Raw genomic sequence first — 25,363 nt, 5'->3', positions numbered from 1 at the left:
TGTATGGTTTCCATCTATTCAAATCATTCCGAACAGGCATTACAGCTCGTCGGTATAGCTGGCCGTGAACGTATCATATACGATTTCTTCGCCCGGATTGTTGCGCAGTTCAATGATAATGTCAAAATCATTATAGTCATATTCGGACTCCTGGACAAATATATCCGGATGTTCGATCACCTTGGTGCTAGGCATAGCCATGATTTCCTGCAGCAGGTTGTAGTGCCGCTCGCTGGAACGAATGGTGCTAACAATCCCGTCAATAATGAAAACGTTGTTCGGGTTCATTTCGTCCTCGGAAAGCTGGCTTCGGATCGTTTGGCGCAGCAATGTCGACGATACAAACGTCCACCGTTTCATGGCGCATACACTGCCTGCGATAATGGATTCCGTCTTCCCGACACGCGGCATGCCGCGCAATCCGATAATTTGACTGCCTTCCCTTTTAAATACTTCACCCAAAAAGTCGACGAGCAACCCAAGCTCATCCCTCGTGAAGCGGAACGTTTTGCGATCATCCGAATCGCGGTCGATATAGCGTCCATGGCGGACAGCCAAAATATCCACGAGCTTGGGTGCACGCAGAGCAGATACCGTGATGCTGTTGACCTTGGCAAGCATTTCTCCCAGCAGACGGATTTTCTCATCGTCATCGGACTCAAGGAGCATGCCCCTCGTTTTGCCTTCCACGCCGTTGATCGTCAATATATTCACTTCAAGCATCCCCAACATGGAGGCGATATCCCCCAAAAGGCCGGGTCTGTTTTTATGTATTTTATATTCCATGTACCATTGTTTGGATTCCATTTGAACACCCCGTAAAGCAAAATTCCACATTATTCGACACTCCCGAAACGTGCCCATCGCACAACCAACCGGGACATCTTCTAAAAATGGGTCACGTTAATGATATATAAAATGAAAATGAATTACAAGAACAGGTCTGTAATCATTAGAGAAAAGCCCCCTTGCGGGAGCTTTCCGTCCTTAATCCTATGCGTTTTGCTTGGCCAGCTTGACCATCAGGCCCGCAATCGTACGACGTTCGTTCTCGTCGCCGACTTGCCATAACTCCTTCAATGCACGGTTGGAAGCGTTGGCCGGATCTACCTTGTCATCGAGAAAGTCGCCAATCTCGAAAGCAAGCTTGTTGATGGTTTCTTCAGTCATTCCCATCTTTTCTGCCTGCTTGACGCGGTCACCCAAAAACTTCTTCCATGTGTCGAAGTTGCTAACTACCGTTTTGTCTGTTGACATCATAAATCCTCCTTAGCGAAACGCATGAGATTTAAAATCAACAGTTGTAATATGTGATTTGGGAGCCGATTGTATACTGGTGAAATTACCCAGACCCATGTAAATACGCTAATCAAAACGTTATGTCAGCCAGCCTCCATTGGGACTGATGATTTGACCATTGATGTAACCCGACTCGGGAAGCGCGAGAAAGTATACCAACGAGGAAATTTCGTCAGGCTGGGCAAGCCTTCCCGCCGGAATTTCCTCCTCCAGCATTTTCAGCTCGTCCTGGTCAAGATGGTTCAGCATAGAAGTCTGCACGGCTCCCGGAGCGACGGCATTCACCGTCACTCCGGACGGAGCCAGCTCTTTGGCCAACGCTTTCGTAAATGCGTTTACACCGCCTTTGGTCGTAGAGTACAGCACCTCACAGGAAGCACCCGACAATCCCCATATGGAAGACACATTGATGATGCGTCCATATTTTTGTGCAATCATGTAAGGCATCAAGGCCTGGGTACACAAGAACGTTCCCTTCAGGTTGATGGCCATCACTTCATCCCATATTTCTTCCGTGACGTCCGACAACAACCCGTAATGCGAAATGCCGGCATTGTTAACGAGAATGTCGGGCATCATGCCGTGGGATTCCAGCTTCTCCTTCATACGCTCGATTTGTTCCCGGCTGCGCAGGTCAGCCGAGACCGTCATGACTTTGCCGCTCCCCTTCTCCATGCATCTTCTCGCGGCTTCATTAGCCGCCTCATGGGATTTCATGTAATGAATGGCCACATTCATTCCCACAGCTGCAAACCGCTCTGCAATGGCGGCACCAATTCCACCGCTTGCTCCCGTGACCAGCACGGTCATTTCTCCGATCGCTTTCAATCGTCCGTTCCCCTCTCCGTATCAAGGACTTGCCACTATCGATACTGCAAGCTGCTCCCATCTAATATGTTCCCTCAACCTGCGATTCACATCTTCCAAGGTGATGGATTCATAAGCCGAGAGCATATTGAAAAAATCGCCGCCCCTGAACTTTAGACGCGTAAATTCATGGGCAATGTTTTCCGGCGAGTTGAGCATGCGCAAGTATCCGCCCATCTTTTTTTTGCGGGCGCGCTCAAAGTTCGTCTGATCAAACCCCGTTTGCAAAAGCGCATCAACTTCCTCGCGTACACGGCTGAGCAGCCGCTCCGGATCCTTCGTATCTCCGCCTGCCGCAGAAAAAGCATACTGAGATGAACTGTTATATTCGTATCCGAAACTGTCCGAGATCAAATCCTCGTCATACAGCTTCTGGTACAAGGAAGTGCTTGCGCCAAACAGCAGGTCCAGCATTAATTTCGTCGTAAGATCGCGTTTGTGGAGCTCTTCTCCCGTCAACCCAACATCCGTTTCCTTGAAACCGAACAAACATTTGGGCAGAGAAACCGCCAACTTCTCTACTCTTTTCTTCTCCCCTACCTCTTCAGGCTCCTGCTCGAAAAAACGATTGATCCGGCCTTGGAACTTGAAATTTTTGCCGGCCTGGTTCGAACGAACCCGTTCCATCACTTCCTCCGGATTCACGCCGCCAACCACAAAAAGCAGCATATTGCTGGGATGGTAAAACGCATTATAACACGTGTACAGCGTTTCTTTCGTGATCGTGCTGATCGATTCCACCGTTCCGGCAATGTCGATGCGAATCGGATGTTTTTGATACATCGCTTCAATCAGTCCATAATAAGCCCGCCAGTCCGGATTATCGGCATACATGTCGATTTCCTGTCCGATGATGCCTTTTTCCTTCTCCACGTTTTGATCCGTGAAATACGGATTTTGCACAAAATCGACTAATGTTTGTATATTTTCACTTACGTGCTCTGTCGCCGAAAACAGGTACACCGTCTGATCAAAACTTGTAAATGCATTGGCGGATGCTCCGTTGGACGCAAATGTTGCAAAAATGTCGCCCGTAGGCTCTTCGAACATTTTGTGTTCCAGAAAATGGGCGATGCCATCGGGAACCGTTACCTCGTCCTGGCCTTCCACCTGAAAATGCTTGTCGACCGATCCGTACTTGGTTGCGAAGGTTGCAAAGGTTTTCTGGAATCCCGGCTTTGGCAGAACATAAACCTGCAGCCCGTTATCCATCACTTCATGGTACAGTGTTTCCTGCAAATCATCGTATTGAATGCGTTCCACCGTTATTCCCCCTTCTGATCGCGCAAAAAATAGATCGTATCCAACCGGAACTGACTCGCCGCCTCTTGAACCTGATCTTTGCCGACCTGTTCGACCTGTTCCAGCAGCTCCTCGGCGGTCCGGTCCGTTCCCGACAACTGACCATTGAAATCATAAGCAATCAGCTCAAACGCAGAATCCTGCATCTCTTTGACCAGATTGCGGATCATCGCTTTGGTCTGGGACATTTCCAGATCGCTGAGCGTTCCGTTTTTCATCTCTTCAAGCTGTTGTTTGATAATCGCAACGGCCTTTTCGTAGTTTGGAATTTCGATCCCGGATTGGATCGTTGCGATGCCTTTATGCCCGTCGTAACGCGATGAGGCGTAATATGCAAGGCTTTCCTTTTCCCTTACGTTGACAAACAGCTTGGAATGAGGGTACCCTCCCAAGATTCCGTTATACATTAGCGCTGCAGCATACCGTGAATCTCCATAGGTAATGGATGTGCGAAGACCCATATTCAGCTTCCCCTGGCCCACGTCCATCCGCTCCACGACCGTGTTCACTGCCCTATCCCCCAAAACGGCCGGTTTAGGATGATACCCTTCGGTGCCGATACGATCGACATCAAAGTAGCGCTGAACCAGGTTCTCCACTTCCTCCAGCGTGGTATCTCCGACCACGTACAGATCGATGACGGACCGATTCAGCCAATCCCGGTATGCCGAGGTCAATGAAGGAGCATCAATGCCTGCAAGCTCCTTGCGTTGGCCCAGCGCATGCAGTCGATACGGCTCATCCTTGCACATTTCTTCGATGCAGCGTTCGGCCGCATACCGCATCTTGTCGTTCACCACGGATTCCAGCTGCTTAAGCACGGTTTCACGCTCTGCTTCGACGTAGGCCGTGCGGAAGTGTCCATTTTCCTGAGCAGGACGGGTCAGCACTTCGCCTAAAAAGGCAAAGGACCGTTCCAACAATTTCTCGTCCCCGCCGACAAAAGCATCGTTGATGGTGTCCATTCGAAATTGCACGATCTGGTAATCTCCGCGTTTATAGATGTCAAAACCAAACCCGGCACCATACAGATGCTCCAACTGCTCGCGGAATTGCGTTGTTTCCGGATATGATTCGGTGCCGCGGCGCAATACAAACGGCGTTACCGCCACAGAGGTCACCGTGCTTTCTTGTAAAGGCACCCCTGCGTACAACGAAATGGCATATGTTTTAAATCGTTTGGTCGGAAGAACATGAATGCGAAACTGCTTCCGGTTTCCTCGTTCAAAGGCGGATGTATTCAACGTTCATAACCCCTTTACGGCATCATTTGTAAGGCAAAACAATGTTCCAGACAAGGCGTAACCACCATTTTAACCCATGCAAAAGACAAGAAGCAACCGAAGTCACGCCTTCTGGTTGCTTCTCCCGGCATCACATGCAAAAGATGTGTTGGCCGATGGTTTTGACCTGAGGACGGCTCCATATCCACTTGGACGTTGCCGTCTTTGGATTAAAGTAATACAGGCATCCGCCGGATGGATCCCAACCGTTTATCGCCTGCTCAACCGCTTTGCGGGCCTGGGCGTTCGGTTCGAGATAGATCTGGCCATCCGCCACTGCCGTGAATGCGCCAGGCTGGAAGATCACGCCGGAAGGCGTATTCGGGAAGCTTGGGGATTTGACCCGATTCAAAATGACCGCCGCCACCGCCACCTGTCCTTCGAAAGGTTCGCCTCGCGCCTCGCCGTACACGGCGTTCGCCATGATTTTGATTTCATTCTCCGACAAACCCATGGAATTGGCAGACCCCATGTTGTCCTGATCATTGTCATTCGCGGCACCGTTGTTGCCCCCGGCTTCGCTTCCTGCCCCACCCTTATGCAAAGGCGGTTCGGTTGGAGCCCAGTTTTTGGTGGCATTGTACAACTTCAGCTTGGTTTTGGCCCCGACGACGCCATCGGCCTTCATGCCGAACTCGGACTGGAACCATTTGACCGAATTCAGCGTTTTGCTGCCGAAATTGCTGTCAATTTTACCATTGTAGAAACCCAGGTACTTCAGTCTGCCCTGAAGTTCGTATACATCCTGCCCGTAGCTTCCATACTTCACCGTATTGCTGCTGAAGGTAGGCATTGCCTGTTCTTCCACTTGAGGCGTACTTTGATTCGAGGCCTGAGGCTTGGGATCGTGTGGAACCAAAAATCGGATTCCCAATGCGGACAACAGCAAAATAGCAGTGAAAAGCCATATGTTCATTTTTCGCATCAACTGTGCTCTACCTTTCTCTTGTGGGATTAACAGAATCGCTAACGTTATTATGACAAAGCCGCCTGTTTCCTATGCACCAAATCATCCGATCCTTGGACAGGATGGCAATGCGGGAAAACCAAAAAAGCCGCCAACCCTTAGGTTAACGGCTTCTTGTTTCCCGCGGCATCGCGGTCGATCCATCAAGAACTCATTTTATTCTGCTGATATTGTTCCAGCGAAATCAATACTTCGCGAGGTTTGCTTCCTTCGTACGGCCCGATGACGCCGCGAGCCTCCATTGAATCGATCAATCTCGCGGCACGGGTGTAACCGATACGCATCCGGCGCTGCAGCAACGATACCGATGCCTGCTTCGCCTCCAGAATGATCTGTACGGCTTGTTCGTACAGCTCGTCGAGCACCTCTTCATCCGCCTGGCCGGATTCTTCGACCTCAGGCACAAGGGATTCATCATACTGGGCTTCGCCCTGGCCGCGCACATAATTCACGATGTTTTCGACTTCCTCATCGCTCATGAACGCGCCCTGAACCCGGACCGGTTTCGAAGCGCCCATCGGCATGAACAGCATGTCCCCCCGACCCAGCAATTTCTCGGCCCCGCCCATATCGAGAATGGTGCGGGAATCCACCTGAGAAGATACGCCGAAGGCGATACGGGACGGAATGTTCGCTTTGATCACGCCGGTGATGACGTCTACCGAAGGCCGCTGCGTTGCAATAATTAAATGTATGCCCGCCGCCCGCGCCATCTGCGCCAGCCTTGCGATCGCATCCTCGACGTCGCCGGCAGCGACCATCATGAGGTCTGCCAACTCGTCGACGATTACGACGATATACGGCAAGATGGCCGCAGGGTTGTCTTTCATCAGGTTATTATACCCTTCTACGTTGCGCGTGCCCGATTTGGAGAACAGTTCGTACCTTTTCTCCATTTCCACCACGATTTTTTTGAGGGCGAGCGAAGCGCGTTTGGGATCGGTAACGACGGGTGCCATCAAATGCGGAATCCCATTGTATACATTTAGCTCGACCATTTTGGGGTCAACCATCAGAAACTTCACTTCATCAGGTTTCGCTTTGTACAAAATACTCGTGATGATACCGTTAATACATACAGATTTACCTGAGCCTGTTGCACCGGCTACCAGCAAATGGGGCATTCGGGCCAAGTTGCCGATGATCGTTTGCCCCGAAATATCCCGCCCAAAAGCGATCGTAACCTTGGATTCGGCTTCCTGGAAAACGGACGTCTCCATCACTTCTCGCATCGTTACGAGCGATACCTCTCCATTCGGCACCTCAATACCGATGGCTGATTTGCCGGGGATCGGCGCCTCCATACGGATGTCCTTTGCGGCAAGGGCAAGTGCGATATCATCCGTCAGACTGACGATTCTGCTGACTTTGACACCGATGTCAGGCTGAATCTCATACCTTGTTACTGCCGGCCCTCTGACCACTTCAAGCACCTTCGCGCGAACGCCAAAGCTTTCCAACGTCGCTTCCAGCTTGCGGGCTGTCTGCATGTAATCCTTCTGATCCTTGCCTTTTCCGCCGTTATTCGGCTTGGCGAGCAAACGGAACGGAGGCAGCTTGTACGGCTTCGGCGGAGGCGGAGGTGGCTGGACAGGCTGTGCTTCCTGAACGCCTTCTACCGCGCTCCCAGGAGGTGCAGGAGCACCATCAGCAGAAACACCGTTGTCATCCTGCAATGGAATCGATTCATTCCCTACATTTTCGGGACCAGACCACTCCAGAGACTCCTCAAGCTCGTCCCTGATGGTTAGCGGAGGTTCATGCTCTTCCATTTCGGGCTCCTTCAAGTCCTGAGGGAACGGATAGACCTCATCAAGATCATCCGACTTGTTATGTTCAGATCGAACGTGTTCGAAGAAGTCTCGAATAATGGGTGCGGAATTGGCTTTGGACGGAATTGCGGCCGCACCGTCCAGCGATCGTCGCTCGCTGGACGTCGGCATCTTCTGGCTGTTCCATGTTTCGTCCAGATCATCATCGTTCGCACGGTACAAGACCTGCTCCATCGCGCTTTCCTCGTGTTCCTCTTCACGATCCTGCTTGGCAGTTTCGCGTTCCGCTCCCCATTTCCCAAACAATTGGAAGAAAACGGGTGCCTTCCGTTTGGGGAGCGTCTCTTCTTCCTCGAAGTCGTCATCCTCGTCATCATACGGATCGGCAGGAACCGGGACTGCCTTTCGGGCAACGCCTTTCTTTTTGACCGAGGACGCTGAGGACGCCCGCTCCGACATTCGGGCCTGGACCCTTTTGTACATGGCAGAACCGGCGTCCCACACCTTGGTCCTGAAGATCCGAACCAAGTCCACGTAAGATAGGCTCGTAATGAGCATAAAACTGATCACAAACATCACGATCATGATCAACCGTGCTCCAAGACTGCCGAACAACCATAAAAATACGGCAAACTGTGCAGCCCCGACATAACCGCCGCTGATATCCTTGTTAAGCATGGAGTCTTTGCCCTCCGGGGCGGGTTGCAGCAGTTCGGTTTGCATATCGTTATGTACCTGCGTCAACACCGCACCGGGTTCAAGCGCACCGATGGGAATTAACTTCTGATGCATGGCGGAAACGGTGCTCATCAGTGTAAGCGCAAAAACAAGCAGGACAAGTCCTGTCTTGCGTGTAGTCCACCCGTTAGGCCATTTCCGGTGAATCATCACCATAAGGCCGTAGTAAATACCGATCAGCGGGATAACAAAATAAAATTTTCCAAGCATCAGCCCAAACATTTTGGATAACGAACGCCCCACCGTTGCTTCACCGGATAACGCGATAACGGATAACGTAATCAGCACGATGCCATAAATTTCATATTTGAGAACGCCGCTAAACGCAGCAGCCTTTTTTTTCTTCTTTTTTCTTCTGGCCAAATTCAGGTCACCCCCAGAAGAATATTATACCATAAAAATGTCCCCGTACATATGTTCTTTCTTTGCTCAATTTGTAAAAATCCCGTCGTTTATGCCGTTCCTCCAACATGCGGAATGCGAATAACCGATCCTGGCAAATGGCAAGGCTCCAGATACGCTTCCAAAGGGCAATCAAGCAGCCTGACGATGACTGCCTCGTTTCCGGAAGTGGGCCTGACTTGCATCAGTATCCCGTTAATTCTGACATCCTGCGTCCCTTCGTCTTCTTTCCACATCCCTGACCAAATTTGCTCGGGAGGCATAACCGTATACAACGTCATTGAGTGTACCCTCCTGCCTGAATTTCCTGTTTTCGCTCTCCCATCAACTGATTCAGTTTGGCGATGGCTTGACCGATACCGCCCACTGCGTCCATCAGCCCGTATTTGACGGCATCCGAACTGCCGACTGCCGTACCGATATCCCGGTTCAACTCTCCGGTCTTGAACATAAGCTCCTTGAACACTTTCTCGGAGATGTTGGAATGAGTGGTCACGAAGCGCACGACGCGTTCCTGCATTTTTTCCATGTACTCAAAGGTTTGCGGAACTCCAATCACCAGGCCGTTCATGCGAATCGGATGAATGGTCATCGTTGCGCTGCCGGCAATGAGCGAATACGAAGAAGCTACGGCAATCGGTACCCCGATGCTGTGCCCGCCCCCGATGACCACGGTAACGGTTGGTTTGCTCAAGGAAGCGATCATTTCGGCAATGGCCAGTCCAGCCTCGACATCGCCACCCACGGTGTTCAAAATGATAAGAATTCCCTCGATTTTGGCGTTCTGCTCGGCCGCGACCAACTGCGGAATGATATGCTCGTACTTTGTCGTTTTATTTTGGGGCGGCAAAATCAAGTGCCCCTCTACCTGACCGATGATCGTCATGCAATAAATGTTGGATTCGCCCGCAGGAGATTGGGTTTGTCCGAATTGCTGAATATTTTCCGTAACCGGAGCCATTCCCTTTTCTTCCTGCCCGGGATGTTCTCCCGGTTGTTCGGATTTCGATAACATTCTGTCTTGTTCAATATGATCCACTTCAAGCATGCTCCCTTCCCCGCAAACAATTTTTTTACCTTAGTATGGGGATTTTTCCAAGAGACTTATACTCGAAAGCTTCAGCATTTTGCGACCAGAGCGAATTATTATCCCGAAAATGCAGAAAAAGCCCCTTTTTTACGAGGAACCGTCCAATATTACTCGTAAAAAAGAGGCGACTGTGTGCCTGAATCTATGTGATTAACTGTTTTGGTTATACTTCCATGATGATCGGCAGGATCATCGGTCTGCGACGGGTTTGCTCGTAGAGGAAACGTCCCAGCGCATCTTTTACGTTCGTTTTGAGCGAAGCCCACTCGTTTACATTTTCGCTCATCAGCTTCTGCAGCGTGCTGCTTACGATGCGGTTGGCCTCATCGAGCAATCCTTCGGATTCGCGCACGTACACGAAACCACGCGAGATAATGTCCGGGCCGGACACGATTTTGCCATCCTGTTTGCTGAGCGTAACCACGACGACCAGAATGCCGTCTTGGGACAACAATTTGCGATCACGCAGTACGATATTGCCGACATCGCCAACACCCAGGCCGTCGATCAACACGTTGCCTGAAGTGACTTTGCCCGCTTTGCGCGCTGCGCCGCCCTGAATTTCCACGACTTCACCGATATCCGTAATAAAGATGTTGTCCGGATCGATCCCGACCGATTCGGCCAGAACCGCGTGGCGACGCTGCATGCGGAATTCGCCGTGAATCGGGATGAAAAATTTCGGCTTCATCAGATTCAGCATCAGTTTCAGTTCTTCCTGGCTGCCGTGGCCGGACACGTGTACGCCGCTGTTTGCACCGCTGTAGAACACGTGCGCGCCGAGACGGAACAGCTCGTCAATCGTGCGGCCAACATACTTTTCATTGCCCGGTACCGGAGTCGCCGCAATGATTACGGTATCTCCAGGCAGAATATCCACTTTGCGGTGGGTTGAGCGAGCCATGCGAGTTAAAGCGGACATCGGTTCGCCCTGACTTCCCGTGCACAGGATAACGACGCGATCCGCTGCCATCTTACCTACTTCTTCCGGCTCGATGATCATGCCATCCGGAATTTCGAGATATCCCAATTCGGAAGCGATGCCCACCACATTGACCATGCTACGTCCAATGACAGCCACTTTGCGCCCAGTTACCACGGCAGCGTTAATCACTTGCTGAATCCGATGCACGTTCGATGCAAAGGTTGCTACAACGACACGCTGTGTCGCTTTGCGGAAAATGTCCTCCAAAACGATGCCCACGTTTTTCTCCGAAGGCGTAAATCCTGGCTTCTCTGCATTGGTGCTGTCGGACAAAAGAGCAAGTACGCCATTGGCACCGATTTGAGCCATACGCTGGAGATCTGCATATTGACCATTGACTGGTGTATGGTCAAACTTGAAGTCACCCGTATGAACCACTGCACCTTCCGGTGTATCGATACATACCCCGACCGAGTCCGGAATACTATGGTTAGTAGCAAAAAACGTAGCTCTCAGCGTATTGCCCAGTTGAAGTTCGGAATCCACGTTGATCAGAATTCGCTTCGTTTCGCCGAGCAGATTCGCTTCTTTCAACTTGTTCTCGACAAGTCCAAGCGTCAATTTTGTTCCGTATACCGGAACGTTGAGATGTTTCAGAACGTATGGCAGACCGCCGATGTGGTCTTCGTGTCCGTGGGTCAAAATGATGCCTCTTACTTTATCGCGATTTTCAGTCAAGTAAGAAATGTCAGGAATGACAATGTCGATGCCCAACATGTCTTCTTCCGGAAACTTGAGTCCGGCGTCTACGACGACAATATCGTTCGCGTATTGGACAACATACATGTTCTTACCAATCTCACCTACGCCGCCCAGTGCAAAAATCATCAGTTTATCGTTATTATTTTTTTTAGACAAATGAATCTGAACCTCCTATGGTAGTTGGACGTCGTACCTTATTATTTTTGTATTTTAAGTTAAAAAAGCAGTCCATACACCACGTATCTATGATTAGATACGAATGTGAAAGAATACCTTTATTCACGATATTTGGAAGAAGTTCTTCGAAGTTACTCCCCTTCACCAACGAGTTGGATTTGAAATGATTCCTTCTTAGCCGACCCTTCCCTTTTCACAGCAAGCCACATCATTAAACGATGTCGCTTTCAATTTCAAAAAAATACCGCACCCAGTCACTTGACATCATTATACATGATCAAAAACTAAAAAAACAAGTCACTCTGTGAGCAACCTGTTCTTTTGCTGACCGGCAAGCCACTCTTGCTGTGCCTTGTCCCATAAAAAAAACCGTGCTTCCCGAAGAAAGACGGTTCCTTCTTTATCCATTTATAATGAATGATGCCTGCACTTGTCTTGGACTAACTCAAACCACGTTTCACCCGAATAGGCCGCGAATAAATTGCTCCTCCTGCTCCGTTGGAGGCACTAGCGGCAACCGTACCGACCCTACGTTCACTCCTTGCAGAGTCAGCGCATATTTGACGGCCACCGGATTCGGCAGCGGCTGAGGACATTCGAACAGCCCCTTGAAAATGGGGAACATTTCCTGATGCAGCTGCGCCGCTTCTTGCGGCAATCCTTGGACAAACGCTTCGATCATACGTTTCATTTTGAAACCGACCACGTGGCTTGCTACGCTGACGATCCCGTGTGCGCCAACGGACATGGCCGGCAGCCCGGACGCGTCGTCTCCGGTGTACACCCTGAAATGTTCAGGCGCGCCGGCAGCTATCAACGTGACATGTTCCAGTGAAGCACATTCCTTGGTTGCCACGATGTTGGAAATTTGGGCAAGACGCAGTGTCGTTGCCGCCGACAACCCCGCCACCGTACGACTAGGCACGTTGTACAACATAACGGGCAAAGCGGTCGATTTGGCAATGGCTTCGAAGTGTCTGTACATGCCTTCCTGACTCGGTTTGTTGTAATACGGAACCACGAGAAGCACACCGTCAACCCCGACACGTTCCGCTTCCTTGGTCAGATGGATGGAGTGCGAAGTATTGTTGCTGCCCGTACCTGCGATGATTTTGCATCGTCCTGCCGCATGCTTCACCGCAAATTCAAATAATTGTACCTTCTCTTCATCACTTAGTGTGGGAGATTCTCCCGTCGTCCCGGATATGACCAGCGCATCGGACTTTTGCTCCTTGATCAGATAGTCGATCAGCCGCGCCGTTTCCTCCCAATGAATTTCTCCTTGCTCGTTGAACGGAGTTACCATTGCTGTAATCAATCTTCCAAAGTCCAATTCGATTCCTCCTCAGAACAATCTGGCTCCGCCTGCTTCAAGTCTGATATTACAAATGGAGCTCGAACGAAGCATGCAGCGCCCGCAGAGCCTGGACCATGTCTTCTTTTTTGACAAGCACCCAAATGGTGGTGTTCGAATCCGCCGATTGCAGAATTTGAATATCCGCCAGCGTCAGGGATTCCACGATTCTTGCCATAATGCCAGGCACGCCGTTAATGCCCCCGCCGATGACGGACACTTTGGCACACCCTGACAAGCTTTGGGGTTTCAGTCCGATCTCTTGGAGCACGCGAATCGCTTTCTCGGAGTCGCTGTCAAATACCGTATAGACCACGCCTGTTGGGGTAACATTGATGAAATCAACGCTGATGGCGTTGTCTGCCATCGTTTTGAACACTTTCAGCTGAAGGCGATTGGCGTCGCTAGGCACGTCCACGGTAATTTGCGTTACGTTGCTTACGTAGGCAATCCCGGTAACGTACCGGTCCACTACGCCTGTTTGCACGTCCTGAAACCCTTCCGGATGCGTCACAAGCGTGCCTTCAGTATCCGCAAAGGTAGAACGGACCCTTACGGGGATTTGGGCTTGCATTGCAATTTCGACCGCCCGCGGATGGATGACTTTGGCTCCGTGATGCGCCATGTTGCAAATTTCGGCATAACTTACGACCGTAAGCGGGCGTGCATCTTCCACGATGCGGGGGTCCGCGGTCAAAATGCCATTAACATCGGTGTAAATATCCACGATCTCGGCATGAAGGGCTGCCCCCAATGCCGTTGCAGAGGTATCGCTTCCTCCGCGTCCAAGCGTGGTAAAGTCCCCTTGCTCGGTCTGGCCCTGAAATCCGGTAACGATGACGACCTGCCCTTTTTCGAGCAGTTCCAGTACACGAACAGGACGGACATCCAAAATCCGGGCATTCCCGAAATTGTCGTCCGTCACGAAACCAGCCTGCGCACCCGTCAGCACCGTATTTGCAATTCCTTCATTCTCGAGCAAGCTGCTCAGCGTGGTTGCCGATATAATTTCACCGCAGCACAGCAGTAAATCCTTCTCGCGCGGGGATAGTCCGTTTCCATTCTGGGCTGCCCAGTCCAGCAATGTGTCCGTCGCATAGGGCTCCCCACGGCGCCCCATCGCAGAGACGACCACAACAAGGCCGTAACCTGCCTCAAGCTCACGTTTAACATGACGGAGCACGTGCTCTCTTGCCTGAACGGTCGAAAGCGACGTGCCGCCGAATTTTTGTACCATGATGCGCATCTTTATTCCTCCATTTGTGTACGCAAGAAGACTGACACGTGCCGGATGAACAAATGGATCTATAAGGGGCGCTCCGATGTGAAAATCTAGTCTTTGTACGACATTACCTACGGCTGCCCGACTTCGGACCATCGAAGATCATCCAAATGAAGCAGCAGTTTGTTGCCCGGATTGCAACGTACACGCTGCGTGAACGCATGATCGTTGACTCATCCGGCTTTCGCTTCAGGCATCCTATGCCCGCATGTCATCCTCAAACATCAAGCAGATGCCAACATCGGGAGGAACGTCCCCCATGATTCTATTGTTTCTCAGACCATTTATCGTTGCTTCAAGCGTATGACCATTAATCCTTTAGCCGTTCCCATATCGCAAAGACATTCCTTCAAATGCGTTGATGCATGAATTTGCGTTCTTTAAGCACGCTTTTCACCCTACGCCTTTGCGGAGCGTTCCACGATCATAGGCTGCAGCTGCCTGCCCTCAAGTGCACTCCAGCAGGCTTCCGGTATCAATTCCATTTTGGCCACGAGCGAATTCGGTTTTCTCACCGGATCATCCTGCCCGAACGGCACGAAGTACATATGTTTGGCCACGAGCAGTTTGGCAATGTTCGCGGCGTTCAGTCCAAGACCATCGTTCGTCGAAATCGCCAGCACGACCGGACGCTGATTACGCATCTGCGCCTTGGCTGCCATCAGTACGGGACTGTCGGTCATCGCATTGGCCAGCTTGCTGGTTGTGTTGCCCGTACATGGGGCGATGACAAGTACATCAAGCAGTTTGGACGGTCCTAATGGCTCCGCCTCGACAATCGAGGAAATGATATCATTTCCGGTAATGTCCTTCAACTGTTTGTGCCAATTTTGAGCCGTGCCAAAGCGCGTGTCCGTCGTCAATACCGAATTCGATATGATCGGGACCACATTCGCCCCTTCCGCTACAAACCGGCTGATCACCGGCATGACCTCTTCAAATGTACAATGAGAACCCGTAATTGCATAACCCACCGTTTTTCCCTGCCAGTTCATCGTTCAACCTCCCGTGCGTTTTGTTCTTCCAAAAGCAAACGGATCAACGCGTCGGCAATAATGCCGCCAGCCGTTTTGGGAGCAACAATGCCGGGGAGACCTGGCGCCAGCAGCGCCTTGATGCCGCGTTTTTCAGCAAATCGGAAATCACAGCCGCCAGGGGCGGATGCAAGATCGATAATCACTGCTTTTTGCGGCATTCTAGACAGGATTTGTGCTGTGATAATCATAGTCGGTATCGTATTAAAAAGCAAGTCGACTTCCCCCGTTTGAGCGGCCAAATCCGTTGTCAAAAAAGGCTTCCAGCCCATGACGGCTGCACGCGCCACATCCTCCTCACGCCTCACGCCAACCCGGATATCAGCTCCGAGGCCCTGCAGCGTTTTCGCCATTGTGAATCCCGTTCGACCAAGGCCCAGCACGATGCTCTTCGAACCGTGAATCGTAAAGTCTGTCTCCCGGATTGCCATCGCAACTGCGCCTTCAGCCGTGGGAATGGAGTTATATAAGGCAATCTCGTCACGGTCCAGCACTTCCATCAATCTTAACCCGTTCTCCCGGCACAGCTCGCGCAAATACGGCTTAGCCATGCCTGTAAACACAATGCAATGCTCGGGCAATGCAGACACATGCTCCCTTTTCAAAACAAGCGGCAGATCGCTGAACGTTGCACTTACCTTCCCTTGATCATCACAACCCACTACAGGCAAAACCAACACATCGGCCGAAGCGAATACGCTGTCCTCCAATGGCTGATGCTCAATCCCTTCGATCGGGCGCTCCAGCTTGTCGAAGCCGACCACACTGATCGTGGCATCCAGCTCCGCACATTTATGAATGACTTCAAGCTGCCGCGCATCTCCGCCCAGAACGACAATCCGGACTCCGGTCAGCATCGGAACGTCACTCCTTTCACCACGCTATATGCCATATCGTATGCAATCGCCCACAACGTGGTGAAAGCAATGCATAAAAAGGCTTTGCACTTCCCAGAGCCACCTGAAATGGAAAGTGCACGCCCGTGATGCGTGCGCTGCATCCGAAAGAACAAAAAAAGCCGTCCCCAGAGAAGGACGGCATGTCTAATTTAGGTTTATTTTCCGGTATGTCCAAACCCGCCAGCACCCCGAACGGTTTCAGACAATTCGCTAACCTCGGTCAACTGTACGTCAGGCACGGTCTGGAATACGATCTGGGCGATGCGCTCCCCGCGTACGATCGTGAAAGGCTCCTGTCCAAGATTGATCAACAGCACTTTGACTTCCCCGCGATAGTCCGCATCGATGGTACCCGGCGTATTCAGGCATGTGATGCCATGTTTGAAAGCAAGGCCGCTGCGCGGACGCACCTGGGCTTCAAGCCCGGCCGGCATGGCCATGGCAAGTCCTGTCGGGATCAGCGCGCGTTCGCCCGGCTGCAGGACGAGCTCCTCCTGCAAAGCAGCGACAACGTCAAAGCCGGAGGCCAGCTCCGACATTTTTTGCGGCAGCTTGATATCCTCATTGCCCGGAAGTTTTTGAATTTGAACGTAGTGCAACGAAATCATCCCTTCTTAATCCAGCGATGGAGCGATCGGAGGCACCGACCATGGCGAGCGCGAAAGGCTCGGCGAACATCAGGTCCAGCACGGCATCGATATCGTCCATCGTTACTTGTTCTATTTTGGCGATCATTTCATCCAACGTATGGTGACGCCCAAGCATCAGCTCGTTTTTGCCAAGCCGATTCATGCGGCTGCCCGTGCTCTCCAAACTTAGGATCAGGCTGCCTTTCAGCTGCTCCTTGCCTTTGCGAAGTTCATCGTCGGACAGTCCGTTGACGGCAAGATCACGCAGCACTTCTTTGGTAAGATCAAGCACTTCCTTCGTCTGTTTTGGCGCGGTTCCTGCATATATGGTAAACAGACCGCTGTCTGCATGGGAGCTGTGGTAGGAATATACGGAATACGCAAGCCCGCGCTTTTCCCGGATTTCCTGAAACAGTCTCGAGCTCATGCCGCCGCCGATGGCATTGTTCAACACAACCATGGCAAATTGCAGCGGATCTCCGATTTTGCAACCCGGGAACGAAATGCAGATATGGTTCTGCTCGGTTTTCTTCTTATGGAAGAGTTGACCGCTCTGGAATTTGGGCAGTTCGACTTCATCCGTTTTTCCATGAAGGTCAAACGCCCCAAAGTGTTTTTCCATCAAATCGATGACGCTGTCGTCAATGTTGCCCGCAATGCTGATCACCGTATTTTCAATGGTATAATGTTCGTTCATGTACGCCCGCAGATGGCTCGAATCCATCGCTTTAAGCCGCTCTTCCGTTCCCAGGATCGGATAAGCCAGCGGGTGTTCTCCATATGCAGCTTGGGCCATAAGGTCATGGACCATGTCATCCGGCGTATCTTCGTACATCGAGATTTCTTCCAGAATGACGTTTTTTTCCTTCAACAACTCTTCATCGTCGAATTTGGACCGAAAGAACATATCGGACAGCACATCTACGGCGATCGGCAAATGCTCATCCAATACTTTTGCGTAGTAACAAGTGTATTCTTTTGAAGTAAAAGCATTCACGTTGCCGCCAATGGCGTCGAATTGCTCCGCGATCGCTTTGGCATCAAAACGATCGGTGCCTTTAAACAGCATATGCTCGATAAAGTGGGACACCCCGTTGCTTTCAGACCGCTCGTTGCGCGAGCCGGTTTTGACCCATATGCCGAATGACACGGAACGACAGGTCGGAATTTGTTCCAGCACTACTCTGAGGCCATTGCCCAGCTGAATTTTTTTCACGGTTGGCCCTCCTACATCTCTATAATTGCCATGATCCCGAAAAACGCATCTATCGAAATCGACATTTGGTTCCAACTGTTTGATATTAACAAAAAATCATCGTTCACTCAACCGACGCCTTCGCCACCCGGTTTGAGGACAACGTCTCACTGACCGTTCCAAGCGTAAGTCCCTTGGCGCGGATGGAGTCAATCATGCCCTTCAGTGCTCCGGAAGCAGACGCTGTCGGGTGCATCAAAATCAATGTTCCTGCCTCCACCTTTTGCGAAATTTTATGAACAACGGCATCCGGACTTGGTTTGCGCCAGTCCACCGTATCCAGCGTCCACAACACGGTTTTAAGCCCCATGCTGGAAGCGATCTCGACTGTCTTTTGGTTGAAATCCCCGGACGGTGGAGCAAACCATTGGTTGTCCACACCCAGCGTTTGCTTCAGGAGTTCTTCCGTTTTCGCGATTTCCTGTCTCGCCCGCTCCGCGCTCAATCGGCTCATGTCTGGATGCGAATACGCATGGTTGGACATTTCATGTCCCCGTTTCTGAATTTCCTTGGCCAGCTCCGCGTTTTTGCTTAGCCAACTGCCGTCCAGAAAAAAGGTCGCCTTCACCTTTTCGGCATCCAGCGTATCCAGCATCGGTTTGATGTATTCGTTTCCCCAGGCTACGTTGATCATAAATGAAACCATTGGCTTCTCGGGGTTCCCACGATAAATCGGGTGTGCTCCCAAGTCTTCAAGCCCGATTTCGGGTTTGGTCTCACGGTACACATACGAAAGCTTCGTATTCAGTGAGCCTCCAAGGGCTTTGCGGTAAGTGGCCTCCACATCGATTTCCAAACCATTATAACCCGGAATGGCCTTCCAGACCCGATCAACCCTGGCATTGATGGGGGGAACCTTTGTCTCTTCCGCCTTTTTCCGAATGGCTTCCAGCAGCGCGTCCTCTCCAGTAGCTTCTTTAAACATGTCGAACGCATTTTGAGTGCCTGGGCCCTCCCGTATCTCCGAAATGTATGTACGAACACCATCCGCTTGTCCGGCCAGCACGACCACTGCCAAACCTGCCAGGACAGCAGCCAGTTTTTTCGTTTGTTTTTTCACAGCTCATCCTCCCGCCGTCTTTGTCCACATCATATGAGGACAAGGGACGGAATATGAATGATCTCTAGAGCAAAATCGGATGAAAAATACATCTCCTTATGTGCGAACATGGAAGAACGAATGCTTTGGACATATAAAAAAAGAGCCAGAAATACAGCTTCTGCCTCTTCAACTTCTTTACATGTATTCGATTGGCTGACGTTTAGGATTGAGCAGGAGCTTCCGCAGTCAGCACGGCTTTGCGAGACAAGTTGATCCGGCCTTGTTGATCGATTTCCGTGACTTTGACGGTAATGGAATCGCCAACGGCAACGACATCCTCCACTTTGCCAACGCGCTCGGTCGACAATTGCGAGATATGTACGAGACCCTCCTTGTTCGGAAGCACTTCGACGAATGCGCCAAACTTCTCAACGCGTTTCACTTTGCCGACATAAATCTCTCCGACAACAACCTCGCGTACGATCCCTTCGATAATGGATCTGGCTTTTTCGTTCATCTCCTGGTTGGAAGATGCGATAAAGACGCGTCCATCTTGCTCGATATCAATTTTCACGCCGGTCTCTTCGATGATTTTATTGATGATTTTACCGCCAGCACCAATAACGTCACGAATTTTGTCAGGATTGATATGCATCGTCAAAATTTTCGGAGCATACTGCGACAGATTCTCGCGCGGAGCCTGAATGACTTCATTCATTTTGCCGAGGATGTGCATGCGGCCTTCTTTAGCCTGTGCAAGCGCCTCGGACAAAATTTTACGGTCGATTCCGTCGATTTTGATATCCATCTGAATTGCGGTTACGCCTTCTGCCGTTCCCGCCACTTTGAAGTCCATGTCTCCCAGGTGATCCTCCATGCCTTGAATGTCACTAAGGATGGATACATGTTCTCCATCTTTGATCAATCCCATCGCAATTCCGGCTACCGGGGCTTTAATCGGCACGCCTGCATCCATCATCGCGAGTGTACTTGCACAAATACTTGCTTGTGATGTGGAGCCATTGGATTCCAGCACCTCGGATACGAGACGGATCGTATACGGGAATTCGGTTTCCGAAGGAATGACTTTGGCCAACGCACGTTCACCGAGCGCACCATGTCCGATTTCGCGACGGCCTGGAGCACGCAGCGGACGAGCTTCACCGACGCTGAACGGAGGGAAATTGTAATGATGCATGAATCGTTTGGATTCTTCCAGACTGATGCCGTCCAGAATCTGAACATCCCCCAATGCGCCAAGCGTACATACGCTGAGAGCTTGTGTTTGTCCACGCGTAAACAGACCGGAGCCGTGCGTGCGTGGCAGCAGCGAGGTGTCGCATTCGATCGGGCGAATCTCAGCCAATCCTCGGCCGTCCGGACGGACTTTGTCATGCGTAATCAGACGACGCACTTCCTCCTTGACGATGTCATGCAGGACCTCTTTCACATCTTTGAGCAATTCCGGAGTTTCCAGATATTTTTCCTCGAAATGAGCGACGGTCTCATCGTTGATGGCATCAATCGCATCCTGACGAGCGTGCTTCTCGGCAATTTTGACGGCTTCCACCAAGCGGCCTGCCGCAAATTCACGCACTTCTTGGTTTACGTTTTCGTTAACCGCGTGCAGTTTTACGGCCATCTTCTCTTTGCCGGCAATCTCTACCAGCTCTTCGATGACAGTCACGATCTTTCTGATCTCTTCATGACCGAACATGATCGCTTCAAGCATAATGTCTTCCGGAACCTCATTGGCTTCGGCTTCAACCATCATAATTGCATCGCGGGTACCTGCAACAACCAACTCGATGTCGCTGACTTCAAGCTGTGCAATCGTCGGGTTAACCACAAACTCCCCGTTGATGCGTCCCACTTTTACGCCGCCGATCGGACCGCTGAACGGAACATCCGAAATGCTCAGAGCTGCGGAAGTACCGATCATGGCAGCGATCTGAGGTTCGCAATCCTGATCCACGCTCATCACCAGATTCAAGACTTGTACATCATTGCGGAAACCTTCCGGGAACAATGGGCGAATCGGACGGTCTGTCAGACGGCTGGCCAAAATCGCCTTTTCGCTCGGTCTTCCTTCCCGTTTGATGAATCCACCCGGAATTTTACCTACGGCATACAATCTTTCTTCATAGTTAACTGTCAGCGGGAAGAAGTCCAGATCTTTAGGCTCGCTGGAAGCCGTTACGGTACACAGTACAACGGTATCGCCGTAAGTCACTTTAACAGCGGCATTGGCCTGTTTCGCCAAACGGCCTGTTTCAAGCACAAGCTTTCTGCCGCCAAGCTGCATTTCAACATGTTTTTCCATGAAATCCCTCCTTGTTTAAATCAATCTTACATCAATGGATTCTGCATTCTCACAGTATTTCCTGCATGCTCTAATATACTCTCATGCAAAACAAAAGCTCCTTGCGGAGCGTTCATTTACAAATATATGGCACCGCGTTCATCTACAAAACAACCCGGCTGTGGGCCCGCTTGTCCTTTCAGACAAAAGAACGGCGGATAACAGCCAGGTTGGTTTTGAAGACATGTACGATAATTAACGACGCAATCCGAGTTTTTCGATCAGTGCGCTGTAACGTTTAACATCTTTGTTTTTCACGTAAGCCAAAAGCTTACGACGTTGACCTACCATTTTCAAAAGCCCACGACGGGAGTGGTGGTCTTTCTTGTGCGTACGCAAGTGGTCTGTCAAACTTCTGATGTTTTCCGTAAGGATAGCAACTTGCACTTCAGGAGATCCTGTATCGGACTCATGAGTTTTGTGCTCGTCGATCAGTTGTTGTTTGCGTTCTTGAGTCAATGCCATCCTATTCACCTCCTTCATAATAATCGCCATTAGCCTCGTTACCGCCGGTGAGAGCAAGCAACCAAGCCAAGGTTAATGTCGCCCCGAAGGACAACGTAGTACATTATATCATAGTTGCCCAATAAAAGTAAATGTAAACATCCATTTTATTATGCAATGGTTAGCTGAGCAGCCTTGCGGCAGTCAATGCATCCTCGCGAATCTGGGCAATGAGTGCATCAATGGATGCAAACTTGCGTTCCGGACGGATGTAATGAACCAGCTCTACCTTCAATTCCTCATCGTACAGCTGCCCCTCGAAATCGAGCAGATGCACTTCAAAGGTCGGTTTCATGCCCTGCTCATGAAACGTCGGTTTCACGCCAAGGTTCATGACCCCGCGCAGCTCCTGTCCCCGATACTCCACTCGCACGGCATAAACGCCGGTAGCCGGTGCAACGTAACGGTCCGTGAGCTCAAGATTGGCGGTAGGGAAGCCGATGGTTCGCCCTCTTTTCTCCCCATGCACCACGGTGCCGCGTATGCTGTAAGGCCTTCCAAGCCAGCGACTCGCCTCATCCATTTCGCCCCGCTGGAGCAGCCCCCGGATGAGCGAGCTGCTGACCTTCTTGCCGCCTAACAGAAACGGCGGCACCGTCTCAACGCTCATTTGCTCGCCCCCCAGTTCTCGAAGCAGCGCTTCGTCCCCTGCTCCCTTGTGGCCGAAACGGAAATCGAATCCGACGACCGCAGTTCGCGTTTGTAATGGAAGCAGCAGATCCTGCACAAACTGGTCTGGCGACAAGTGGGAGAATTGTTCGTTGAACTCAACGACGTAGAGCACATCCACTCCCATCGCTGAAAGGATGTCTTCTTTATCTTTCAGAGGAGTCAAATATCCCTCATAGTCCCCTTTGCGCATGACTTCTTTCGGGTGTGGGTGAAAAGTCATGACGGCCGCTTGCGTGCCGGTTTCACGCGCAATGCGCACAGCCGATAAAATGACGCTGGCATGCCCGAGATGCAGTCCGTCAAATTGGCCGATGGCCAGCACCTGCGGCTGGGGATGCAATTCTTCGGACGATAACGTCCGCGGATACGATAGCATTACCGTTTTCACAATCATTCACCTGCAATTCGCTTGATAGACAGAGCTTAGCATCACCGCGGCCTAAACTCAAGTTTTCCTTATTCCGGCAAAAAAACTTTAACCGCCTTCACCGTCGGTTTGGCTTCATCCCGTTCGAAAATACCATAAAATGTGCCGTCCTGCGCATACAAACGCAGAAATCCGGGTTTCTCCGCGGGAGGATCGAGCAGCTTTGCCGATAGCTTTTGCCCCTGAAGGGCTCCTTTGGCCTGCGCATCGCCAACCGTATGAGCAGGCAAGTAGGCAATAGCTTCATCCACTGGAATCAGCGCATCGGCCAACGTTCCGTCCGCCATACGCCGCTCCACGTCTTCGATATGCAAGCAGCGGTCTGCCGGAATGCCTGCAGATATCGTACGTTCCAGCTTCACCATCGTGGAAGGATAACCTAGCGCCTTGCCAATGTCGACGCATAACGTCCGTATGTAGGTGCCCTTGGAACATAGCGCGCGGAAGGAAATGTCCGTCACATCTTCTCTGACGTCCATGCCCGTCAGCTCCAATTCATGAATAGTCACTTCGCGGCTTTTGCGTTCCACGGTTTTTCCTTCACGGGCAAGCTCGTACAACCGTTTGCCATCGACCTTCACCGCGGAAAACATGGGCGGAACCTGGGAGATCGTACCCAGAAACTGCTGCAATACCTGCAAAACTTGCGCCTCTGCCACACGAACCGGTTCATCCGCCCGCTGGGTAACTTCACCTGTCATATCTTCTGTATCGGTGGACAATCCAAGTCTCAACGTTGCCAGATACTCCTTCGGAAGTTCCTGCATGTACTCCACAACTCTTGTTGCTCGTCCAAGACACAAAGGGAGTACCCCCGTGACTTGAGGGTCCAACGTTCCTGTATGTCCGATCCGTTTCATCTTCAAGATTCGCCGCATTTTGGCAACGACATCATGGGACGTGAATCCTGCCGGCTTATACACCGGCAAAATCCCTTCAAACGGTTTTACCATCATACATTCACCTGCTTCAATACACGGTCTACGATATCATCCAAGCTTCCTTCCAGCCGGCAACCGGCAGCGAGCACATGCCCGCCTCCGCCGAAGGTTTGCGCGAGTGCAGCGACGTTGACCTTGCCTGCAGAACGAAGAGAGACTTTGACGGCCTGGTCATGAATGACCTTGAAAAAAATACCGACTTCAACCCCTTCAATATTGCGGGGATAGTTGACGATCCCTTCCAAATCTTCATTCGCCGCGCCGCAAGCCACCATGTCCTCGGGAGTGATCACTACCCAGGCAATTTTGCCATCGTCGGTCATCTTCAGACTGGAAAGCGCTTTGTTCAGGATACGCACCTGCGGGAGAGTAACCTGCTCCAACAGGATTTGGGCCAGCATCGGTCCATCCACGCCATACTCCAGCAATTTGGAGGCGGTTGTCATCACATTAGGACTTGTGTTGGCATACCGAAATCCACCCGTATCCGTTAACAGTCCTGTATAAATAGCCGTAGCCGCAGCCTTGTCCATCTGGATCGGAAACTGTCCGACAAAATCGAATAAAATTTCAGCCGTTGCTGCTGCATCCGGTTTAATGATATTCACCGTGCCGTAACCGTCATTGGTCGGATGATGGTCGATATTCAAAATGAGGGCATCTTCTTCAAAATATTGCTTCGTTAAGCCCACTCTTGCAAAATCTGCACAATCCACGCAAATGACTGCTTTGTACTTCCGCTGCGGCGGCTGTTCGGTCATGTTCACGATGCGGTCCGCATTCCACAAAAAGCGCATGCGCTGCGGAATCTCGCCTTCGTTCATCATCGTGAAAGTTTTCCCCAGACATGACAGCAGCCAGCCCACCGTTACCGTAGAGCTGACTGCGTCACCGTCCGGCTGTACATGCGACACGACCAGGTAATCGTCATGCTCCAGCAGAAATTGCTTTCCGTCCTGAAGCGCCTGTTCATAAGTGTGCATAGCCGTCTCCTTTATGCAATTACTGGGATTCGTTGTTATCGCTGCCGATATCCCCGAGCAGCTTTTCAATGCGGCTGCCATAGGCAATCGACTCATCAATCTTGAAGATCAATTCGGGAACATGGCGAAGTCTGATGCGCTTGCCAAGCTCGGAACGCAAAAACCCATTTGCTTTTCCGAGCGCTTTAAGCGAATTATCCTTCTGTTCTTCATCCCCGAAAACACTCAGATATACTTTGGCTTGGGACAGGTCGTTAGTTACTTCAACGCCTGTCACCGTGACAAAGCCGATGCGCGGATCTTTCAGTTCCGATTGAATCAGCAAGCTAAGCTCTTTTTTGATCTGTTCGCCTACTCTGCCAGTACGAATCTTGGCCATCGTTGTTCACCTCATG

General features: G+C 51.1%; 23 protein-coding genes. All 23 read right to left on the bottom strand.

Annotation, left to right across the window (positions count from 1 at the left end; translation table 11 throughout):
- Nucleotides 1-39 precede the first annotated feature (39 nt).
- Nucleotides 40-807, bottom strand: coding sequence for a DUF3388 domain-containing protein (locus L6H98_RS18025; protein WP_236417154.1), 768 nt, complete (start codon nt 805-807; stop codon nt 40-42).
- A 186-nt stretch (nt 808-993) separates the two neighbouring features.
- The gene (locus L6H98_RS18020; RefSeq protein WP_236417421.1) at nt 994-1,257 is read right to left on the bottom strand and encodes a DUF3243 domain-containing protein; all 264 of its coding nucleotides are present in this window, start codon (nt 1,255-1,257) and stop codon (nt 994-996) included.
- A gap of 120 nt (nt 1,258-1,377) precedes the next feature.
- Nucleotides 1,378-2,109 (bottom strand): SDR family oxidoreductase, encoded by a 732-nt coding sequence (locus L6H98_RS18015; RefSeq protein WP_236417419.1) that lies wholly within the window; start codon nt 2,107-2,109, stop codon nt 1,378-1,380.
- 39 nt (nt 2,110-2,148) lie between these two features.
- On the bottom strand, nt 2,149-3,429 hold the full coding sequence (locus L6H98_RS18010) for a pitrilysin family protein (protein ID WP_236417152.1): 1,281 nt from the start codon (nt 3,427-3,429) through the stop codon (nt 2,149-2,151).
- Between the two features lie 2 nt (nt 3,430-3,431).
- Nucleotides 3,432-4,712 carry a pitrilysin family protein gene (locus L6H98_RS18005; RefSeq protein ID WP_236417150.1) on the bottom strand — a complete coding sequence of 427 codons (1,281 nt, stop codon included), beginning with the start codon at nt 4,710-4,712 and terminating at the stop codon, nt 3,432-3,434.
- A gap of 130 nt (nt 4,713-4,842) precedes the next feature.
- The gene (sleB, locus tag L6H98_RS18000) at nt 4,843-5,676 is read right to left on the bottom strand and encodes a spore cortex-lytic enzyme (RefSeq protein ID WP_236417149.1); all 834 of its coding nucleotides are present in this window, start codon (nt 5,674-5,676) and stop codon (nt 4,843-4,845) included.
- A 185-nt stretch (nt 5,677-5,861) separates the two neighbouring features.
- Nucleotides 5,862-8,591 carry a DNA translocase FtsK gene (locus L6H98_RS17995; RefSeq protein WP_236417148.1) on the bottom strand — a complete coding sequence of 910 codons (2,730 nt, stop codon included), beginning with the start codon at nt 8,589-8,591 and terminating at the stop codon, nt 5,862-5,864.
- Nucleotides 8,592-8,680: 89 nt separating this feature from the next.
- Nucleotides 8,681-8,911 (bottom strand): YlzJ-like family protein, encoded by a 231-nt coding sequence (locus L6H98_RS17990; RefSeq protein ID WP_236417147.1) that lies wholly within the window; start codon nt 8,909-8,911, stop codon nt 8,681-8,683.
- Nucleotides 8,908-9,645, bottom strand: a complete 738-nt coding sequence (locus L6H98_RS17985; RefSeq protein ID WP_290371462.1) for an ATP-dependent Clp protease proteolytic subunit — start codon at nt 9,643-9,645, stop codon at nt 8,908-8,910. Before L6H98_RS17985 ends, L6H98_RS17990 begins: the two co-directional genes overlap by 4 nt.
- 238 nt (nt 9,646-9,883) lie before the next feature.
- Nucleotides 9,884-11,563: a ribonuclease J gene (locus tag L6H98_RS17980; RefSeq protein ID WP_236417146.1), complete on the bottom strand. Its 1,680-nt coding sequence runs from the start codon at nt 11,561-11,563 to the stop codon at nt 9,884-9,886.
- A 478-nt stretch (nt 11,564-12,041) separates the two neighbouring features.
- Nucleotides 12,042-12,917, bottom strand: a complete 876-nt coding sequence (gene dapA, locus L6H98_RS17975; RefSeq protein ID WP_236417145.1) for a 4-hydroxy-tetrahydrodipicolinate synthase — start codon at nt 12,915-12,917, stop codon at nt 12,042-12,044.
- 49 nt (nt 12,918-12,966) lie between these two features.
- Nucleotides 12,967-14,184: an aspartate kinase gene (gene dapG / locus L6H98_RS17970; protein WP_236417144.1), complete on the bottom strand. Its 1,218-nt coding sequence runs from the start codon at nt 14,182-14,184 to the stop codon at nt 12,967-12,969.
- Between the two features lie 434 nt (nt 14,185-14,618).
- Entirely contained in the window at nt 14,619-15,215 is a 597-nt protein-coding gene (locus tag L6H98_RS17965; protein ID WP_236417143.1) for a dipicolinate synthase subunit B, read from the bottom strand.
- Nucleotides 15,212-16,111 (bottom strand): dipicolinate synthase subunit DpsA, encoded by a 900-nt coding sequence (gene dpsA / locus L6H98_RS17960; protein ID WP_236417142.1) that lies wholly within the window; start codon nt 16,109-16,111, stop codon nt 15,212-15,214. Before dpsA ends, L6H98_RS17965 begins: the two co-directional genes overlap by 4 nt.
- A 197-nt stretch (nt 16,112-16,308) precedes the next feature.
- Nucleotides 16,309-16,761 (bottom strand): dUTP diphosphatase, encoded by a 453-nt coding sequence (dut, locus tag L6H98_RS17955; protein WP_236417141.1) that lies wholly within the window; start codon nt 16,759-16,761, stop codon nt 16,309-16,311.
- The gene (locus L6H98_RS17950; protein WP_236417140.1) at nt 16,715-17,998 is read right to left on the bottom strand and encodes a pitrilysin family protein; all 1,284 of its coding nucleotides are present in this window, start codon (nt 17,996-17,998) and stop codon (nt 16,715-16,717) included. Before L6H98_RS17950 ends, dut begins: the two co-directional genes overlap by 47 nt.
- Before the next feature lie 103 nt (nt 17,999-18,101).
- Nucleotides 18,102-19,097, bottom strand: coding sequence for a polysaccharide deacetylase family protein (locus L6H98_RS17945; protein WP_236417139.1), 996 nt, complete (start codon nt 19,095-19,097; stop codon nt 18,102-18,104).
- A 202-nt stretch (nt 19,098-19,299) separates the two neighbouring features.
- Nucleotides 19,300-21,402 carry a polyribonucleotide nucleotidyltransferase gene (pnp, locus tag L6H98_RS17940; RefSeq protein ID WP_236417138.1) on the bottom strand — a complete coding sequence of 701 codons (2,103 nt, stop codon included), beginning with the start codon at nt 21,400-21,402 and terminating at the stop codon, nt 19,300-19,302.
- Nucleotides 21,403-21,636: 234 nt separating this feature from the next.
- Nucleotides 21,637-21,906, bottom strand: a complete 270-nt coding sequence (gene rpsO / locus L6H98_RS17935; protein ID WP_056700672.1) for a 30S ribosomal protein S15 — start codon at nt 21,904-21,906, stop codon at nt 21,637-21,639.
- Nucleotides 21,907-22,066: 160 nt separating this feature from the next.
- Nucleotides 22,067-23,005 (bottom strand): bifunctional riboflavin kinase/FAD synthetase, encoded by a 939-nt coding sequence (locus L6H98_RS17930; RefSeq protein ID WP_236417137.1) that lies wholly within the window; start codon nt 23,003-23,005, stop codon nt 22,067-22,069.
- A 68-nt stretch (nt 23,006-23,073) separates the two neighbouring features.
- Entirely contained in the window at nt 23,074-23,997 is a 924-nt protein-coding gene (gene truB / locus L6H98_RS17925) for a tRNA pseudouridine(55) synthase TruB (RefSeq protein WP_236417415.1), read from the bottom strand.
- Nucleotides 23,997-24,968 (bottom strand): bifunctional oligoribonuclease/PAP phosphatase NrnA, encoded by a 972-nt coding sequence (locus tag L6H98_RS17920; protein ID WP_236417136.1) that lies wholly within the window; start codon nt 24,966-24,968, stop codon nt 23,997-23,999. The genes truB and L6H98_RS17920 overlap by 1 nt, the downstream gene beginning before the upstream one ends.
- Before the next feature lie 19 nt (nt 24,969-24,987).
- Nucleotides 24,988-25,347, bottom strand: a complete 360-nt coding sequence (gene rbfA / locus L6H98_RS17915; RefSeq protein ID WP_236417134.1) for a 30S ribosome-binding factor RbfA — start codon at nt 25,345-25,347, stop codon at nt 24,988-24,990.
- Nucleotides 25,348-25,363 lie beyond the last annotated feature (16 nt).

It is taken from the genome of Paenibacillus sp. JJ-223, assembly GCF_927798175.1.
GTDB lineage: Bacteria > Bacillota > Bacilli > Paenibacillales > Paenibacillaceae > Paenibacillus > Paenibacillus hubeiensis.
The sequence above is the reverse complement of the archived record's forward strand: the minus strand, read 5'-3'. Positions and strand labels throughout refer to the sequence as shown.

Coding starts and splice junctions, on each gene's coding strand:
- L6H98_RS18025 (WP_236417154.1), bottom strand. CDS start 807: ATGGAATCCAAACAATGGTACATGGAATATAAAATACATAAAAACAGA.
- L6H98_RS18020 (WP_236417421.1), bottom strand. CDS start 1,257: ATGTCAACAGACAAAACGGTAGTTAGCAACTTCGACACATGGAAGAAG.
- L6H98_RS18015 (WP_236417419.1), bottom strand. CDS start 2,109: ATGACCGTGCTGGTCACGGGAGCAAGCGGTGGAATTGGTGCCGCCATT.
- sleB (WP_236417149.1), bottom strand. CDS start 5,676: ATGCGAAAAATGAACATATGGCTTTTCACTGCTATTTTGCTGTTGTCC.
- L6H98_RS17990 (WP_236417147.1), bottom strand. CDS start 8,911: ATGACGTTGTATACGGTTATGCCTCCCGAGCAAATTTGGTCAGGGATG.
- L6H98_RS17985 (WP_290371462.1), bottom strand. CDS start 9,645: ATGTTATCGAAATCCGAACAACCGGGAGAACATCCCGGGCAGGAAGAA.
- dapG (WP_236417144.1), bottom strand. CDS start 14,184: ATGCGCATCATGGTACAAAAATTCGGCGGCACGTCGCTTTCGACCGTT.
- L6H98_RS17965 (WP_236417143.1), bottom strand. CDS start 15,215: ATGAACTGGCAGGGAAAAACGGTGGGTTATGCAATTACGGGTTCTCAT.
- dpsA (WP_236417142.1), bottom strand. CDS start 16,111: ATGCTGACCGGAGTCCGGATTGTCGTTCTGGGCGGAGATGCGCGGCAG.
- dut (WP_236417141.1), bottom strand. CDS start 16,761: ATGATTTCGTTGCACTACGTTCAAATTCAAAAACTTCCGGGCAATGAG.
- pnp (WP_236417138.1), bottom strand. CDS start 21,402: ATGGAAAAACATGTTGAAATGCAGCTTGGCGGCAGAAAGCTTGTGCTT.
- rpsO (WP_056700672.1), bottom strand. CDS start 21,906: ATGGCATTGACTCAAGAACGCAAACAACAACTGATCGACGAGCACAAA.
- truB (WP_236417415.1), bottom strand. CDS start 23,997: ATGGTAAAACCGTTTGAAGGGATTTTGCCGGTGTATAAGCCGGCAGGA.
- L6H98_RS17920 (WP_236417136.1), bottom strand. CDS start 24,968: ATGCACACTTATGAACAGGCGCTTCAGGACGGAAAGCAATTTCTGCTG.
- rbfA (WP_236417134.1), bottom strand. CDS start 25,347: ATGGCCAAGATTCGTACTGGCAGAGTAGGCGAACAGATCAAAAAAGAG.